At 49.0% G+C, this 17,120-nt stretch carries 16 protein-coding genes; 8 read left to right on the forward strand and 8 right to left on the reverse strand.

Going from position 1 to position 17,120, the window contains the following annotated elements; translation table 11 throughout:
• Nucleotides 1-700: 700 nt before the first annotated feature.
• From C792_RS0112695 to allD, 3 genes are all read right to left on the reverse strand, one after another.
• The gene (locus C792_RS0112695; protein WP_017549834.1) at nucleotides 701-1,741 is read right to left on the reverse strand and encodes a M42 family metallopeptidase; all 1,041 of its coding nucleotides are present in this window, start codon (nucleotides 1,739-1,741) and stop codon (nucleotides 701-703) included.
• Between the two features lie 137 nt (nucleotides 1,742-1,878).
• Nucleotides 1,879-3,015, reverse strand: coding sequence for a 5-methyltetrahydropteroyltriglutamate--homocysteine S-methyltransferase (locus C792_RS0112700; RefSeq protein ID WP_017549835.1), 1,137 nt, complete (start codon nucleotides 3,013-3,015; stop codon nucleotides 1,879-1,881).
• Between the two features lie 188 nt (nucleotides 3,016-3,203).
• Complete coding sequence (allD, locus tag C792_RS0112705) at nucleotides 3,204-4,217, reverse strand: ureidoglycolate dehydrogenase (protein WP_017549836.1); 1,014 nt, start codon at nucleotides 4,215-4,217, stop codon at nucleotides 3,204-3,206.
• Nucleotides 4,218-4,304: 87 nt separating this feature from the next.
• Between allD and C792_RS0112710 the strand changes: the two genes are divergently transcribed.
• Genes C792_RS0112710 through C792_RS0112740 form a run of 7 tightly spaced genes read left to right on the forward strand, consistent with a single transcriptional unit; the run spans nucleotide 4,305 to nucleotide 10,740 of the window.
• Nucleotides 4,305-4,979, forward strand: coding sequence for a GntR family transcriptional regulator (locus C792_RS0112710; RefSeq protein ID WP_017549837.1), 675 nt, complete (start codon nucleotides 4,305-4,307; stop codon nucleotides 4,977-4,979).
• A gap of 22 nt (nucleotides 4,980-5,001) precedes the next feature.
• Nucleotides 5,002-6,012: a TRAP transporter substrate-binding protein gene (locus C792_RS0112715; protein ID WP_017549838.1), complete on the forward strand. Its 1,011-nt coding sequence runs from the start codon at nucleotides 5,002-5,004 to the stop codon at nucleotides 6,010-6,012.
• Nucleotides 6,009-6,494 carry a TRAP transporter small permease gene (locus C792_RS14535; protein WP_017549839.1) on the forward strand — a complete coding sequence of 162 codons (486 nt, stop codon included), beginning with the start codon at nucleotides 6,009-6,011 and terminating at the stop codon, nucleotides 6,492-6,494. The genes C792_RS0112715 and C792_RS14535 overlap by 4 nt, the downstream gene beginning before the upstream one ends.
• A complete protein-coding gene (locus tag C792_RS0112725; RefSeq protein ID WP_017549840.1) occupies nucleotides 6,491-7,765 on the forward strand; it encodes a TRAP transporter large permease in 1,275 nt (424 codons plus the stop codon). The genes C792_RS14535 and C792_RS0112725 overlap by 4 nt, the downstream gene beginning before the upstream one ends.
• 18 nt (nucleotides 7,766-7,783) lie before the next feature.
• Nucleotides 7,784-8,800, forward strand: a complete 1,017-nt coding sequence (locus tag C792_RS0112730) for a zinc-binding alcohol dehydrogenase family protein (protein WP_017549841.1) — start codon at nucleotides 7,784-7,786, stop codon at nucleotides 8,798-8,800.
• 18 nt (nucleotides 8,801-8,818) lie between these two features.
• On the forward strand, nucleotides 8,819-9,892 hold the full coding sequence (gene uxuA / locus C792_RS0112735) for a mannonate dehydratase (RefSeq protein WP_017549842.1): 1,074 nt from the start codon (nucleotides 8,819-8,821) through the stop codon (nucleotides 9,890-9,892).
• Nucleotides 9,889-10,740 (forward strand): SDR family oxidoreductase, encoded by an 852-nt coding sequence (locus tag C792_RS0112740; RefSeq protein WP_017549843.1) that lies wholly within the window; start codon nucleotides 9,889-9,891, stop codon nucleotides 10,738-10,740. The genes uxuA and C792_RS0112740 overlap by 4 nt, the downstream gene beginning before the upstream one ends.
• 116 nt (nucleotides 10,741-10,856) lie before the next feature.
• On the opposite strand, the gene C792_RS0112745 is transcribed toward C792_RS0112740, so the two are convergent.
• The 5 genes from C792_RS0112745 to C792_RS0112765 form a co-directional block, all read right to left on the reverse strand.
• The gene (locus C792_RS0112745; protein ID WP_017549844.1) at nucleotides 10,857-12,023 is read right to left on the reverse strand and encodes a M24 family metallopeptidase; all 1,167 of its coding nucleotides are present in this window, start codon (nucleotides 12,021-12,023) and stop codon (nucleotides 10,857-10,859) included.
• A 41-nt stretch (nucleotides 12,024-12,064) separates the two neighbouring features.
• A complete protein-coding gene (locus C792_RS0112750; protein ID WP_017549845.1) occupies nucleotides 12,065-12,511 on the reverse strand; it encodes a hypothetical protein in 447 nt (148 codons plus the stop codon).
• A gap of 16 nt (nucleotides 12,512-12,527) precedes the next feature.
• Nucleotides 12,528-14,147, reverse strand: a complete 1,620-nt coding sequence (locus tag C792_RS0112755; RefSeq protein WP_017549846.1) for a sodium/proline symporter — start codon at nucleotides 14,145-14,147, stop codon at nucleotides 12,528-12,530.
• Between the two features lie 2 nt (nucleotides 14,148-14,149).
• Nucleotides 14,150-14,299, reverse strand: a complete 150-nt coding sequence (locus tag C792_RS15005) for a hypothetical protein (RefSeq protein ID WP_017549847.1) — start codon at nucleotides 14,297-14,299, stop codon at nucleotides 14,150-14,152.
• A 175-nt stretch (nucleotides 14,300-14,474) separates the two neighbouring features.
• A complete protein-coding gene (locus C792_RS0112765) occupies nucleotides 14,475-15,638 on the reverse strand; it encodes an aminotransferase class I/II-fold pyridoxal phosphate-dependent enzyme (RefSeq protein WP_017549848.1) in 1,164 nt (387 codons plus the stop codon).
• A gap of 116 nt (nucleotides 15,639-15,754) precedes the next feature.
• On the opposite strand from C792_RS0112765, the gene C792_RS0112770 reads away from it, so the two are divergent.
• Nucleotides 15,755-17,098: a YjiH family protein gene (locus C792_RS0112770; RefSeq protein ID WP_017549849.1), complete on the forward strand. Its 1,344-nt coding sequence runs from the start codon at nucleotides 15,755-15,757 to the stop codon at nucleotides 17,096-17,098.
• Nucleotides 17,099-17,120 lie beyond the last annotated feature (22 nt).

Consider the following 17,120-nt stretch of genomic DNA (forward strand, 5'->3'; position numbering starts at 1 on the left):
AATATCAAAATTTGTATTACAAGCATATAACATTATAAATCCTAATGTAAACCCTTACATTAGGATTTTTTAGAAAGTTTTTATTTTTATAACAACTGATATTTGTAAGAGAAAACGTAATGATAACCATTACTTTATAGTCTTCTAACCAACACACAACACGCTTCATTCATGCCATTCGATATAAATAGCTTATTATACTGCTCTATGGAGCATTCTTGTCTATCCATAATCTAGTCCAGTCCGACATTTCTCATGATAGAAAATATAGGTGATCCCAGATGAATAACTGGTGTGCATACAAAAAAGGCAGTGAATCCATTCACGGGTTCACCACCTCTTTATTATCCGTCATCCTATTTTCTCCATGTTCCTTTTGCAGCTGCTTTTACTAAACATAATTTATCCTACTGCAATTATTTCAAAAGGACGTTATCTCCTTCACTCGATACAAAACCACATTGTGGTCTGATACACAATTTTTTTGACACATATTTGGGAACTTATTCAATACGTCCTTTGGTTTCTTTCTTATCTTTAAGCTCCAAAGACTTGAGTGAACACAGACTCAAGGCTGCCAGTTTCCATTATTCACATTAGATAAATAGCACAAGCTCGTCTATGCATTCTATATCATATTTTAGATAATATGCTCTGACGGTTTCCTCAGCGGATAGAACTTTCACCACTTTATCTTAATTCAATTCCGGATATATTCCATTACCAGTTCGAATGTATTTTTTAGCGCATCCGTATGTGTGCGTTCCATGCCGTGGCTTGCGGCCACCCCGGGCCCTATCAGCGCCGCTTTGATATTCGCACCGGCACGCAATGCCGCAGAAGCGTCACTGCCGTACATCGGATATATATCAACGGCATAACTTAAATCGTTGCGCTCTGCATGATTGATGAGCCCTGTTGTCATATCATAATCGTACGGACCTGATGAATCCTTGGCACAGATGGAAACGTCAAATTCCGTACATTCCAGGTCCATGCCGATGCACCCCATATCTACCGCAAGGAACTCCGTAATGTCCCCGGGGATCCACGCAGAACCGTGTCCCACTTCCTCATATGTCGAGAAGATGAATTTCAGATTCGTCTCAGGGACGATGCCTTCCTCTTTCAGTGCCTTCAGTACACTGACCAGGATGGCGACGGATGCCTTGTCATCGAGGAACCTCGATTTGATGAAGCCTGAATCCGTGACCATGACCTTTGGGTCATAGGCAACAAAGTCACCATTGCGGATACCCAGGTCCCGCACATCCTCTTGGCTGCTCACGCGTTCATCAATCTTCACGACCAGGTTATCTATATCCCGCTCTTTCGATGATGCATCCTCGTATACATGGATCGACGGCGACTTCGACAGGATAGTGCCTGTATAGGTTCCGTCATGCCGTGTAATGATATCGCAGTACTCACCATCAAGCGTCGGTGTCAGGGGACCGCCCAATTTCGTCAGCGACAGCGTACCGTCATCATTCACCGAGCGCACCATCAGCCCGAGCGTATCCACATGCGCACTCAGCCCGCGTGTCGTTGACTCATCTTTTCCCGCCACACTTACAACCAGATTGCCCTTCGGCGTCATTTCCGTTTCATAACCGATACCCCGGACCGTCCCTTCAAGCCAGGCCGCCGCGTTTTCCGTATACCCCGACGGACTGTTGATCTTGAGCAGCTCCGTCAGGGTTGAAACCGTTTCGTCAGTTTTGAACATATCGATATGCATGGACAAATTCCTATTTGTCCATTCCCTCCCCTCTTTATCCTCTGATAATAAAATTCTACACCATAAAATATATCACAATCATCTGCATACTTAAAAAGTGACAGGCTTCCGCCCATCACTTCTGATCGATTGCCTTTCTATTTACCCCACACTTCCTCAGCCACTTCCCGGACGAGTGCAAGTTTTTTCCACTGTTCTTCCTCTGTGAGGATATTGCCCTCTTCAGTCGAGGCAAAACCGCATTGCGGGCTGATGCACAGTCGTTCAATCGGAATATATTTCGATGCCTGCCCAATACGCGCTTTGATTTCCTCCCTGTCTTCAAGTTCAGGGAACTTGGAGGAAAAGAGGCCGAGCACGACCAATTTCCCGTCGCTCACTTTGGCCAGTGATTCGAATCCGCCGGCACGCTCTGTGTCAAACTCGAGGTAGTATGCCTTTACATTCTCCTCTCCGAACAGCACTTCTGCGACTTTGTCATATGCACCGGATGATGCCCATGTCGAGTGGTAGTTGCCGCGGCATACATGTGTAGTGATAGTGAGGTCTTCCGGATGGCCTTCAATCGCCTTGTTGTTGAGTGTGACAAACGCACGACTGAGGTCCTCCACCGAAATGTTGTCATTCCTGCTCTTCCAATAGTTCTCATCGACAAGCATGCCCCACGTGCAGTCATCGAGCTGAAGGTTGCGGCAGCCCGCTTCGTACAGTTCTTTGATGAATGTCCGGTATGCTGCCGCAATATCCTCGATCAGCTCGTCCTGATCGGGATAGAACTCATCCGTCGATGCCTTGTTCTCAGGACGCTGCAGCTCCGAGAGGAACTGTGCCGGCGCCGGTATCGTCTGCCGTGCAACCACGCCATCATCCTCGAACTGCTTCACGAACTGGAAGTGCCCGATGAATGGATGGCCATCGCCGCTGATCTTACCCGACAGCCGCGCCGTTTCCGCACGCGTTTCCTCATCTTTGAACTGATAACCGCTATCGATATCCTTTTTCTCTACACCATGAAGTCCCCACATGAAGTCAAGATGCCACCACGAACGTCTGAATTCACCGTCAGTAATCGCCCCGAGACCCACTTCCTTCTGTTTCGAAATCAGTTCTTCAATTGATGCATCCTCAACCGAATTCAGTTTTTCCCGGGAAATATCCCCGGCCGCAAAACGCTTCCGCGCATCCTTCAACTCTGCCGGACGCAGAAAACTCCCAACGTTATCAAACCTAAATGGCGTTTCAGTCCGCCTGCCTGCCCCGTAAGCTACTGTCATAACCAACCACTCCTTCGGAAATTTGATATAGCTACAGACTAGCACAGAAGCGGAAGCATTAGATAACTGTTATTATTCATGGTCCGCTATAGCTTTTGGCTATGGCAAAAGTTCATCCACTGGCTGGACATCTTACTTTTTCTTTATCGTTGTCTAAACATGCATATTTTAAGAATGTTTCCCTGTTGTCACTTTCCACCCGATTCCTTTCTCAAATATTCAATAATGGAATCTGAAACCGGAATGCCGTTGGCTTTCCGGTCTTTGACGGTCATCATTTCAATCTCCCCGGGCACATATATCCTTTCCACGTTTTCTGCAGGGGGCGCCTCCCTCAACTCTCTGATCATCTGATCCAGCCGTGAAGTGAATGTCTCAATTGCTACGAACTTATCTGGATCGATGGCCATGAAGAAATGTCCAAGCTCCCGGTTTTTATCGTAATCTCCATACATCCTGGAAATATGCGGGCCGAATGCCGCACCAGTCAATAATGCGGTGAAGATCTCCACTACCATCGCAAGGCCGTAACCCTTCGGCCCCCCGAATGGCGTAAGCGCAGCGACCTCATCAGGATTGTTCGTGTCATCACCATTCTCATCCACTCCCCAGCCGCCGGGTATACTCTTTCCCTTTTCTTTTGCATCAAGCACCTTTCCGAGCGCCACTGTACTTGTCGCAAAATCGAGAATCACCGGTTCTTCCCTATCTGCGGGAAAGCCGAAAGCGATGGGGTTTGTTCCAAAAAACGACTCCGAACCGCCAAAAGGCACTACTATCTTGTCTGCGTGAGTCATTGCCACCCCTATCAGGTTCTCATCTGTCGCCTGCGAAACAAAATAAGACAGCGCACCGCAATGACTGCTGTTTTTGACAGCGACTGCCCCTATGCCTTCCGTTTTCGCTTTAGCTATTGCACTTTCCATTGCCTTTTTCGATATGTGATGGCCAAAGCCGTTATCCCCATCAAAGGTGCTGGTCGAGGCTGAACTGTCCGTCTCTTTCAAGTCGGGAGCAAGATTTATACCGCCTTCTTTCATCCTCTTGATGTAATGCTCAACCCTGAGTACCCCGTGGGAGTCCACCCCTCTTAAATTTGCATGCACCAGGACATCTGCTATTGTCTCAGAAATCTCCCTCGATAGGCCATGTCCCTCAAATACACTGCGGGTCATTTCCTGCAGTTCTTCAGCTTTGATCATAATCGTGCCTCCTGTAAGCGTTTTAATTTATACTAGCATACTTGTATGGTAGTGTGGTAGAATGAATTTTCAGAAAGGGGCAACGCCATGTTAAATCGGAACAAACATAAAAATTCTACACGGGATTTTGTATATGAAGCATTGCGGGAAGCTATTGTATCCCTTGAACTTCCTCCCGGGGCGACTATTTCTGAAAAAGAGATCTCAGAAGAACTGGAGGTAAGCAGAACACCTGTAAGGGAAGCTTTTCTTAGATTGACTGAGGATGAATTGCTGACTGTTCTCCCACAGAGAGGCTCATATATATCTTTGATCGATCTGGATCATGTTGAAGATGCACGCTTTCTGAGAGAACAGGCGGAAGCGGGCATAATCCGTCTCGCATGTGAATCTTTCTCTGAGGCATACATATCAAAACTTGAAAAAAACGTGAAGTACCAGAAATTTGCAAGAGACAACGATGATGAAAACGAATTATTCATACTGGACAAGGAATTTCACCGTCTGATTGCTGAAGGTGCCGGAAAGACGAGGGTATGGGAAGTGATTCAGAAAATGGATACTCACTCCAATCGTCTGAGAAAACTCAGCCTGGCAATGAAACTTAACTGGAAGAAACTTGTCAATCAGCATGAAGAGATGGTTACAGCCATCAAAGCAAAAGATCCTGATCAGGCTGAACAGCTCATGAGAGAACACCTTGCTCTTTTGATATACGACCAGCAAGCACTGAAGGAATCATATCCTGATTATTTCAATTAATAGGAACTGGAGGTTTAGATGAATGGTTAAAAAATGGTCTTTATTCGTTCTGCTATGTCTCATTTTTGTAAGCGGTTGCTCACAAGACGATGCCACAGCAGATGAAGAGGATGTCACCACCTGGAAAATGACGCATATTTCCGATTCCAACCATCTGTGGCACAGAACAGCAGTCGAGTTCGCAGAACGTGTTGAAGAGAAGACAGACGGTAAAGTGAAAATTGAAATTTATCCCAACAGCCAGTTGGGCAGTGAAGTCGATAACATCAATTCCATACGTTATGGCGCGACGGATCTTACCATCACAGGTGAATCCATGGAAGTATGGTCACCGAATGCCGTCATGCTGGCTGTTCCTTACGCTTTTGACAACCAGCAACATATGAGGGAAGTGATTGAGGGACCCATAGGCAAACAGATTGAGCAGGAAATAGATGAAGATATCGGCCTGACACCGTTGTTTTATATGGAACGGGAGCCCCGTAATCTCACATCAAATACCCCTATTTCTTCACCAGAAGACCTGAACGGTTTCGGTATGCGCATACCAAACGTTCCCCTCTTCCTGGAATCCTGGTCACAGGCAGGTGCCCAGCCACAGGTTATGAGCTTAAGTGAAGTATTCACAGGTCTGCAACAGGGTGTAATTGACGGTCAGGAGAACCCGAATGACCTGATAATGAGTAATGGCTTTTATGAAGTGCAGAATTACATCAATGAAACCGAGCACGTCCGTTCCTGGATCTATGTAGTTGTCGGCTCAGAACAATTGGAAGCCCTTCCCAAAGACCAGCAGGAAGCAGTCAAAGAAGCAGCAGGTGAAGCCGAGGCCTATTCCCGGGATCTGATGGAAGAGGAAGGTAGAGCAGTACGCGCCCAGCTTGAAGAAACAGGTGTCGAATTCAACAGTGATGTTGATCAGGAAGCTTTCCGTGAAGCTATGCAGCCGGCCCTTGAAGAGTACTTCAGTGAAGAACAGCTGGAACTCTATCAGGAGATTGTAGAAAGTGGAAAAGGGGGTAGTGACGAATGAAAATGATGAACCGCGTCGATAAAATTCTGGGAATCATTTCCATGATATTTTTTGCTGCTCTGCTCATCGTGGTGGTTACTCAGATCCTGAGTAGATATTTCCCCTACCAGTTCACCTGGACAGAAGAACTTTCAAGATATTTGTTCGTCTATTCAATGGTGACAGCAGCACCTGTAGCTCTGAGGAGGGGCGAGTTCATCACTGTTGACCTGGTGCCGTCATCATTATCCAAAAACGCCCGGCGGATATATGAAAGTATCGTATCAGTGTTCATCATGATATTTTCAATATTCCTCTTCATATATGGTGTACAGTTCACCGGGCTTGGCGTGGATTTCTATGCGCCCACCCTCGGGGCAGATATGGTATATATATATGCTTCGATCCCAATACTCGCATTATTGCTTTTCGTATATTCAATCGTTTATATAATTGACCGTTGCCAGAAGAACGAACCAAGAAATGAGGTGGACGACATATGATGGCGTTACTTTTAGTAGGCATATTCTTATTCTGTATCGCAGCAGGGGTACCCATCGCTTTCAGTTTAGGCCTATCAGCGTTGGCTTACCTCCTGGTTGCCGGCGTGCCGGTCACTGTCATCCCTCAAACGATGTTTGCCGGCCTGGATTCATTTGTAATGTTAGCCATCCCAGCCTTCATTCTGGCGGGTAACCTGATGAATGCCGGTGGCATTACAAACCGGATCATCGATTTTGCAAACGCTCTCGTAGGACATATTCGAGGCGGTCTGGCGTTGACAAACGTTGCATCATCCCTGGGATTCGGAGGCATTTCCGGAACTGCGTTATCAGATACAGCCAGTATCGGTTCTGTCATGATACCGGCAATGAAAAAGCAAGGCTACGGTTCCGGATTTTCAGCGGCCGTCACTTCTATTTCATCCACGGTCGGACCGATGCTTCCGCCTTCCCTGCCGATGATCATCATCGGTACGCTCGCCAGCATTTCCATAGGCGACTTGTTTGTAGCCGGTGCAATCCCGGGTGTGGTTCTTGGACTCGGATTCTTGCTTGTTACATACATGATTGCTGTAAAACGACAATACCCCAAAGGACGCAGACATTCAGTTTCCGAAGTCGGCAAAAGCTTTTTCGGCGCTTTTTGGGCACTGCTCATGGTCGTCATCATTTTGTGGGGAATCCTCGGCGGGTACTTCACACCGACTGAAGCGGCAGTCGTTGTCGTTTTCTATGCATTTATCGTCGGTAAATTTGTTTATAAGGAACTGGATCTGAAAGAAGTACCGGGCATCATAATGGACACTCTGAGAACTACTGCTTCCATCTTGATCCTTGTAGCTCTTGCCAATACATTCGGATGGATCCTGGTTGCAGAAGGTGTTCCTGTCCTGGTTGCTGACGGCATCCTATCCATTACGGACAACCCGGTACTCATCACTCTGTTGATGATGCTTCTGCTGCTCATAGTCGGAATGTTCATGGAAACAATCGCAGCAATCGTCATTCTGTTCCCTGTGCTGCTGCCAATTGCTGACAGCATCGGTATGGATCCAATCCACTTCAGTATTGTCATGGTACTGGCATTGATGATTGGCCTGTCAACACCACCTGTCGGTGTGTGCCTGTTCGTCGCCTCTCAATTTGCCAACGTCAAGATCATGACTACTGTCAAAGAGCTTGTTCCATATTTCGTCATTGCCATCATCGTACTGATCATTGTCGCTTTTGTACCATCATTATCACTATTCCTGCCAGGACTGTTCGAATAAAGATAAGGAGTGTCAAGAATGAAAGCAATACAAGTAGAAAAACCAGGTCAACTGAATATTGTTGAACTTGAAAAGCCCGTTATTGAAAATGGTGACGAAGTCATAGTGAAAATAAAAAATGTAGGCATATGCGGCTCTGATGTCCACATATACCATGGCAGCAACCCATTCACCTCATATCCAAGGGTCATCGGACATGAAGTTTCCGGCATTGTTGAGCAAGTCGGAGAAGCGGTCACTTCCCTTGCACCCGGGGATCTTGTAGCATTGGAGCCCATCACATACTGCGGCGAATGCTACGCCTGTAGAAATGGCCAGCCTAACGTATGTGATTCCCTTGAAGTATTCGGTGTGCACAGAGACGGGGGAATGGCTGAATATCTGAAAGCAGATGAGAATAATTGGCATAAAGTGCCCGGGAACGTCTCTGAAGAAGCAGCCGCCTTGATGGAACCGATGACCATCGGCGCGCAGGCAACTTACAGAGGAGATGTAAGGGAAGGTGATACCGTATTCGTAATCGGTGCCGGCCCAACCGGGATTGCCTGTCTCCTGCAGGCCAAACAACGCGGCGCCAAAGTTTTCATCTCTGATTTCAATCAGAACCGGCTGGATTACGCCAAATCCATCGGTGCCGACGCAACCATCCAACCTGATGGAGTCCATGTTGAAGAAGAAATCAACAGATTGACGAATGGAGAACTTGCAAATGTAGTCATCGATGCTGTTGGATTGCCCCAAACTTTCCAACAGGCCGTTGAACTTGCATCCATAGCCGGCAGAGTCGTTACCCTGGGATTCAATGAGCAGCCTTCATCCATTCCTTCATTACTATTGACCAAAAAAGAATTGAAAGTGGCCGGGTCACGATTGCAGACTCATCAATTCCCGAAAGTGATAGATCAGGTCGGACGTGGCGAAATCGATCCGACACAGATCATTTCCCAAAGATATTCCATGGATCAGATTCATGATGCCTTTGAATTACTTGAAAACAACCCTGAAGCAGCAAGAAAAATAGTACTCACATTTTAGAAAAGGAAATGATAAGACATGCATATGACCTTTAGATGGTATGGGGAAGGAAACGACTCTGTAACATTAGATCAGATCAAGCAAATTCCGGGGGTTGAAGGGGTGGTATGGGCATTGCATCACCGCCAGGCCGGTGAGGTCTGGCCTGAAGAGGAAGTGATGGAAGTCAAGAAGCAGGCGGATGCCCACGGCTTCCATCTGGATGTCGTGGAAAGCATCAATGTCCACGAAGACATAAAGCTCGGAAAAGCCTCAAGAGATGAATATATTGAAAACTACAAGATCAGTCTGCGGAATGTGGCAAAAGCAGGAGCCAGGGTAGTATGCTTTAACTTCATGCCAGTCTTCGACTGGACAAGAACAGATTTATTCAAAGAACTGGGAGATGGCTCCACTGCCCTGTTCTATGAAAAATCCAAAGTGGAAAATATGGACCCGGACGAACTCATCAAACAGACAACCGACTCCGGCTACACGATGCCCGGATGGGAACCTGAAAGGCTCAAAACTATTGAAGATTCGTTCAAGGCATACGAAACTGTTGATGAAGAGCAACTGTGGAAAAACATGGAGCATTTCCTGCTTGAAGTCCTGCCGGTGGCTGAAGAGGAAGGCATCAAAATGGCCATCCACCCCGACGATCCACCATGGTCGGTATTCAACCTGCCGAGAATCATAAACAGTGAAAGTGCGATTGAAAGATATCTTTCAATTTCAGATAGCCCATCCCATTGCCTGACACTGTGCAGCGGCTCTCTGGGGGCAAATCCCGAAAACGATATCCCTCATATTATCAGACGATTTGCAGACCGGATCGCTTTTGCACACATCAGGAATGTAAAAACCTATGATAACGGGGACTTCATCGAGACGTCCCATCGCTCCCGGGACGGATCAGTGCCGATTGACGATGTCGTGAGAGCATATCATGAAGCAGGTTTTAAAGGGTATGTACGCCCTGACCACGGACGTCATCTGTGGGATGAAGACTGCCGCCCCGGATATGGACTGTATGACCGTGCACTGGGCATCATGTACCTGTGGGGGCTGTGGGACGCATATGAATTGGAAAAACGGAAAGGAGTTGGATGATTTTGCTGCCTGAATTTGAAGGTCTTATGGGTAAGAATGCTGTAGTTACAGGAGGAAGCGGAGTTCTTTGCCAGGAAATGGCGAAAGAACTTGCACGCCAGGGGATGAATGTAGCCATCTTGAACAGAAACCAGAAGAACGGCCAGGAAATTGCAGATGAAATTACAGATGGAGGGGGCAGGGCAATCGCAGTTGCATGCGATGTTCTGGATGAAGAAAGTGTCCAAAAAGCATATGCAACAGTAAAAGAGCAGCTCGGGGAATGCGACCTCCTGATCAACGGTGCCGGAGGAAATCATCCCGATGCCATAACAGACAAGGAAACTTTTGAAAATGGTGATGCTGAGAATGACACTTTAAAATCATTCTTTGATCTTGAACTTAAAGGTTTCGACCATGTCTTCAGGTTGAATCTGACAGGGTCACTGATTCCGACACAGGTGTTTGGCAAAGAGATGACAAATCGTGGTGGAACAGTCATCAATATCTCTTCCATGTCTGCCCCGTCACCTATGACAAAAGTCCCCGCTTATAGTGCCGCTAAAGCTGGGATAGATAACCTGACACAATGGCTCGCAGTCCATTTTGCAGAAGCAGGAATCCGGGTAAATGCAATCGCTCCAGGATTTTTCCTCACCAAGCAAAACAGGGACTTATTATTGAAGGAGGACGGTTCATTATCTGAGCGAGCTGAAAAAATAGTTTCCCATACCCCCCAGCGACGCTTCGGAGAACCTGAAGATTTGCTTGGCACTCTTCTGTGGTTGGCCGATGAAAATACTTCGAAGTTTGTCACAGGTATTACAGTGCCTGTTGACGGTGGATTCATGGCGTACTCAGGAGTATAGAGGTGTAACCAAAACCCGGTAACCGTTTCATGAATTAAGGCCGCAGAATTATTACTGCGGCCTGTTTTTTGTTCCCCAGACAATTAAAACTGTAGCTTAACCGATCTGTACATTACCTATCTCCCAACCACCAGTTTTGAATGCTCCTTGGTGAACGGGGTCAGAAATTCAAAACCGTTTTCCGTGATGAGTATGCTGTCGCCGACCTGCGCGCGATAGTTCTTGCCATCGGCGCCGCCGTCGACTGCGAATGTCATCCCTCTCTCAAGTTTCGTCTTGTCCCCATATGCAAGCTGGGGCGCTTCGTTGACTGAGAAGCCGATCGACCGGCCTGCCCGAAATGGTATCGGGTAGCCCGCACTCTGGATGACCTCCGCATATGCATGATAGACATCTTCGGCCACGGCGCCTGGTTTCACTTCATTGAGAGCGGCTGCCTGGGCTTTCTCTGCGGTTTCAAGCAGTTTTTGGGCTTCTTTGTTTACCTCTCCGACAAAAAGGGTCCTGTCAAACCCCGGATAGAAACTTTTGAACCGGGCCGTGCCGCAGTGGCAGATGAAAAACGGTTCGCCATATTCCAGCCGCGTCATCCCGTTCCGATGATGGCACATTGTGGTCAGGCCGCCGGTTGCCATGATCTGCTGATTGCCTATGACCGGAAAATTGAACGGCTCGTCATCCGGATAGCACTGCTCCATCAGGAAAGCCGCCTTTTTCGTTCCGGCCTCAATAGCCGCCAGGGCCACTTCATATTCGAAGACTCCCGTTCCGGCCCGGTCCATCGCCCCTTCGAGCATCGCAACGGCCACTTCTCCAGCATGCCGGGCAACCCGGACTTCATCGGCATCTTTGATCATGCGCATCCTGTCGATGGCCGGACTGATATCGGCAACTTTATCCCGTCCCGACCGACCGGTGATGAAATCCCATATCACCCGGGGCATCTTTGGATAGTCGATGCCGATATTCCCGCCGGCATGCCTGCTGATAAAATCCCCGAGCGGTTTCCTCCACTCATCATCGAGACCGTCGGTCCACGGTATGACCCGGTCGACCGATGTCTGCCTGAGTGCCATCTCCTGCTCCATCAGCGGGGTGATCAGGGCGGACTCCCCGTCCCCTGTCATGAGGAACAGTTCCGGCCGGCCCCATTCGATGCCGAGCGCCCCGTGGTATCCGGTCAGATAGTGGATATAGGCGGGATCGGTGAGGATGACAAGTGCGTCCTCCCTTTCGTCCATTGTGCCGAGGAGCTTCATCCGCCTTTTTCTGAAATCCATCATACAGATCCCTCTTTCATACTTAAGTTTCAAACCCGTTCCAGTTATCTGATATCATCCTGTTCCAGGCCTTTTACCGAATCAACCAGCACCTTCCTGCCTTTGACGTCTGCATGGAAAAATGCTTTGTAGGCTTTCTGCCTCTGGATCACTTCGATGCGGGGCGCCCTGAATGAATGGAACTTGTACATGATCCACCTGAGGGCGGTTTTTCTCGCATTCGTCAGTGCCTCTTCCTCCTCTATGAGACCCGGGACGAGTGAATCCTCCCGGATATCCACCTCTTCGGTTTCAGGAAACATGTTCGCTCTTGCCGCGGCACCTTTGACCAGGTCCGCTGCCACGACGGTATAGGCGACCCTCGGTTTCAGGAACAGCCTCGGCATGTATATCTTGAAGGTGACGATCAGATATGGGTAGCACACCACTTCCCTGTCACTCAGATCGAACCCCGTTTTGATCAGGGAGATTGTCTCCATATCATTTTCCAAAATGCCTCTTCCTTTCCTACTTGCCCACATAAGTGCTTACTGTGCGAATTTTGCTGTTGAGCAGCTGCGTGACGATCTCCTTCTCTGTCTTCGTGCTTACATCACTCTTTTTCAGCGCCTTTACAGATGCAACATCCGACGGCAGAGGCACCGGTCTGCCAAGTTCCGATTTCTCTGTGTATTCATCCCACATCCTGTCGAAGTCCCCGCCTTTCGGGGGATGTGTCACGAGGCTCACCAGGACAATGGTCAGCAGTGCCGCTATGAAGGCCGGTCCGCCTTCATATATATCAAGCGGCGGGAAGAAGTACCACAGTACAGTCACGACTGGTCCGACAATCATCCCTGAGATTGCGCCCCATTTCGTGACGCCCTTCCAGAAGAGGGAGAGGATGACCGGCGGACCGAAACATGTTGCAAGCCCCGCCCATGCAAACACGGCGAGCCAGAATACGGAATCCAGCGGATTCAGTGCGATGATGATGCCGAACACTCCGATGACTGCAGTGGCAATTCTTGATATGAGTATTGTTTTGTCTTCATCGAGTTCATCTTTATGGAGCACCTTATTCCATAAGTCTTCCGCGATTGTCGATGAGGCGATAAGCAGCATCGAGTCGATGGAGGACATCATTGCGGATAATGCACCCGCAAGCACCAAACCCGCAAGCCACCATGGCAGAAGTTCGACCGTCATCGTCGGGAAGATATGCTCAGGATTCCCGAGATCCGGGAACAGGACCGCTCCGGACATGCCGATGAATGAAGCACCGTAATAGGCGATCATCATCCAGATGATGCCGATCAGGGCGATGCGCTTCACATCCCGCGTATTGCGCAGCGCCATGTAGCGGATGAGAATATGCGGTGAACCGTTGAATCCGAACCCGATGAACAGGTAACTGATGATGCCGATGAGTCCGGCAAGCGTCAGCAGTGACTCGCCGAAGAACGGCTGCAGAAATTCAGTTCCCATGGACTGATCGAGGAGCGTACCCATGCGGTTGAATCCTCCAATCTCAATGATTGCCAGAATCGGCAGTATGAACAGCGCAAATGCTATGAGAAGCCCCTGGATGAAGTCGGTCAGTGCCACCGCAAAGAAACCACCCAGAATCGTGTAGATGATGGTGATGATGCCGCCGACAATGACACCCACGGAGAAACTGACACCAAGGACGACTTCGAAGAGGACGCCAAATGCCACGAACTGGGCACAGACGTATACCGTCTGGAAAACTGTCATGACGACAATCGAAACCATACGCATCACATGTGAATGATCCTGGAACCTTGCCGACAGGAGGTCCGGGATGGTGATTGATTTTAATATTTCGGACAGGCGCCTGATCCGTTTCGCAAAGAAGAACCAGTTGAATATGGAGAATACGGCCGAAACAGCATTCCAGACGGAACTCATGCCGGTGGAATACCCTTCACCCGGCAGGCCGACAGTCATGAAACCACTGCTTTCAGACGCCTTTTCACTCATCGACAGGACCCACGGCCCCATTTTTCGCCCGCCGAGAAAATATTCTGAAGAACCTGCGCTGCTCGCCTTCGAGTACCAGAACCCGACAGCGAGCAGGAACAGCAGATACAAAATGACAATGACCAATATACCTGTGTGGCTCATTATCATTCACCTCCTGGATCATTTTTTCTTATCAGTTCATTTTCCAGTTTTTCCATCTTCACTTCCCTGACATACCAGAGCACTACAGAAAGAATCATCAGCACCGGCGGTACAATCATGATCAGCCAGCCAGTCAGCGGAAATCCACCCATGCATATCCCCCCTCCCAAAATCTTTGGAAACAAATATAGGGACCCTACGGCTCCCTTTTCAAGAATTTTCTCACTATTCTGTTATTACGAATCAGTATAACATCTCTTCAAAATTTTATAAACACAAAAAGGCAGAATGTGAAATAGCATCACAATCTGCCTGATTTGAAATATTTCATTTTGCCGCTTCTAACATATGGAGGTATTTTTCCAGACGGTCCGCCGCTTCCTCGAGCTCATGCATGCTGCATGCGAAAGACAGTCTGATATGGCCTTCTCCAAATTCCGAGAAGGAACGGCCGGGGACGACGGCGAGCTGGACGGTTTCAAGCAGTTCCGTACAGAATTTGAATGAGTCGTGTTCGTACTTTTCCACCGACGGGAAGATGTAGAATGCGCCCGTGGGCTTTTTGACCTCGAGGCCCATACCCGTCAGCCGGTCGTATATATAGTCACGTCTTCTGATATATTCTTTGTTCATCTCCCCCGGCACATGCAGCTGGTGCTTCAGCGCCTCGATGGCTGCATACTGGCTCGGGAGGCTGGCACATATCGTATTATAGAGGTGGACTGCAGTGACTTCCTCCATGATTTGCCGGTGGCCGGTGACATATCCGATCCGCCATCCGGTCATGCCGTGCGATTTGCTGAGCCCGTTGATGACGAGCACTTTCTCCTTGATCTCCGGATAGCCGGCCAGGCTGATATGGTCGCCTTCCAGCGTGTTCTCCCCGTATATCTCATCAGTGATGACGAATATGTCATACTTCCTGAAAACTTCCACCAGCCTGTCCATCTGCTCCTTCGTATACGTAACACCGGTCGGATTGGTCGGATAGTTGAGGAGGACAGCTTTCGTCTTCTCCGTGATGTTCCGCTCGATGAGCTCAGGCGTGGCAATCAGCCCGGTATCTGTCGTATCGACGAATTTCGTAATGCCCCCCGAGAGTTCGATGATGGGTTCATACCCAAGGTACGTCGGGGCCGGAACAATCACCTCGTCCCCCGGATCGAGTATCGCCCGGAGGACTCCGTCGATGCCCTCACTGCCGCCGACGGTCACCAGCACTTCGCCATTCGGATCATAATGTGCACCGTGCCGGTCTTTATAATAGTTGCTGATGGCCTCCCTGAGTACGTAGAGCCCCGTATTATGGGAATACTTCATCGACTGCGTATTGATGGCGTCGATGGCTGCCTCCCTGATCGGCTGCGATGTTTCAAAATCCGGCTGACCGAGCGTCAGATCCACGCAGCCCGGGAACTCCTCCACCCGGTTGGCAAACTGGCGGGTGCCCGGGACCTCGATATACTGCATTCTTCTATTCGCTTTCGGCATGCTATCCCTCTTTCCAAAGATATTCCTTCCCAATTATATCAGAATATTATGGACTTTTCGCCCATACTCTTCTATCATTGAATTATTCATAATTAATACATAGAAGAGGGTTGTTTATGCAATTTGATACAGTCACCAAGCTGAAGACCTGGACCATTTCCTCCATTGCCCTATTGCTGTTCATCGTGCCCGTCAGCATCGACGGCCAGTGGACGATCATCCTGGGCATCATGGCAGAAGGCATACTTGCCAACTTTGAAGGGGTGATACCCGCCATCACGACGACCACAATCGCTGCCTTTCTCATGATCACCATATACGGCACGTTTGTGAATAGAAGACTCTTCACCCATACGCCGAAGCTGCAGGGGATCTTCGTCCTCGGCCCGCTATGGTTCATTCTCAGATCCACCGGTGCAGTCATTGCCGTCATGGTCGTTACTGGGTTCGGACCGGAGGCGATAACGAGTGAACTGACCGGCGGCACGATGATGTACTCCCTCGTGCCCATTCTTGCGACGTGGCTTCTGCTTGCTGCATTCCTGATGCCGCTCCTGATGAATTTCGGCCTGATGGAATTGGTCGGAACGTTCCTCGAACCCCTCATCCGTCCGTTATTCAGGGTGCCGGGACGCTCCTCCATCGATGCGCTCGCCTCCTGGATGGGCAGCAGCCCGGTCGGTGTCATGATTACGACGGAACAGTATGAGAAGGGCTTCTATACAAAACGGGAAGCACTCACGATCGCGACAAACTTCTCAGTACTGTCCATACCGTTCAGTCTCGTGATCGCCACTTTCATCGGCATCGAACATTACTTCCTGCAGTTCTACCTGACGATGACGATTGCGTGTCTGTTCACATCACTGATACTGGTCCGCATCCCGCCGCTGTCTGTCAAGGAGGAGACATACTATGAAGTGACCGGCAGCCAGATTGACGAACGTACCGAAGGCGGCAGCATTCTTGAAACTGCCAAACTGCGCGCCTACCGGAGAACTGCCAAAAGCGACGGTCCGAAAGGGCTTCTGAAGGATGGCACGATAAACGTCATCGATATATACGGCGGGCTGATTCCGGTCGTCATCGCCATCGGGACCATCGCACTGATCCTTGCGGAATATACACCTGTATTCACGTTCCTGAGTTACCCGGTGCAGATGTTCCTCGAGTTGATTCAGGTGCCCGAAGCCGCTGCTGCAGCACCGGCGTTCATCATTGGTATTACCGACATGTTCCTGCCCTCTGTCATCGGTTCCGGTATCGAGAGTGACTTCACAAAATTCCTGATCGCCGTCATGTCACTGACACAGATCATATACTTCTCCGAAGTCGGCGCCCTGCTGCTCAAATCGAAGATACCGGTCTCCGTATTCGAGCTCGTACTGATATTCGTACTGAGGACCGTCATATCCTTCCCTGTCATCTATCTGTTTGCGTGGATATTCGTAGGGATGTAAAATAAGCGCTCATTGATGTGCA

Origin of the sequence: Salinicoccus carnicancri Crm, from assembly GCF_000330705.1 — a bacterium.
Taxonomy (GTDB): Bacteria; Bacillota; Bacilli; order Staphylococcales; family Salinicoccaceae; genus Salinicoccus; species Salinicoccus carnicancri.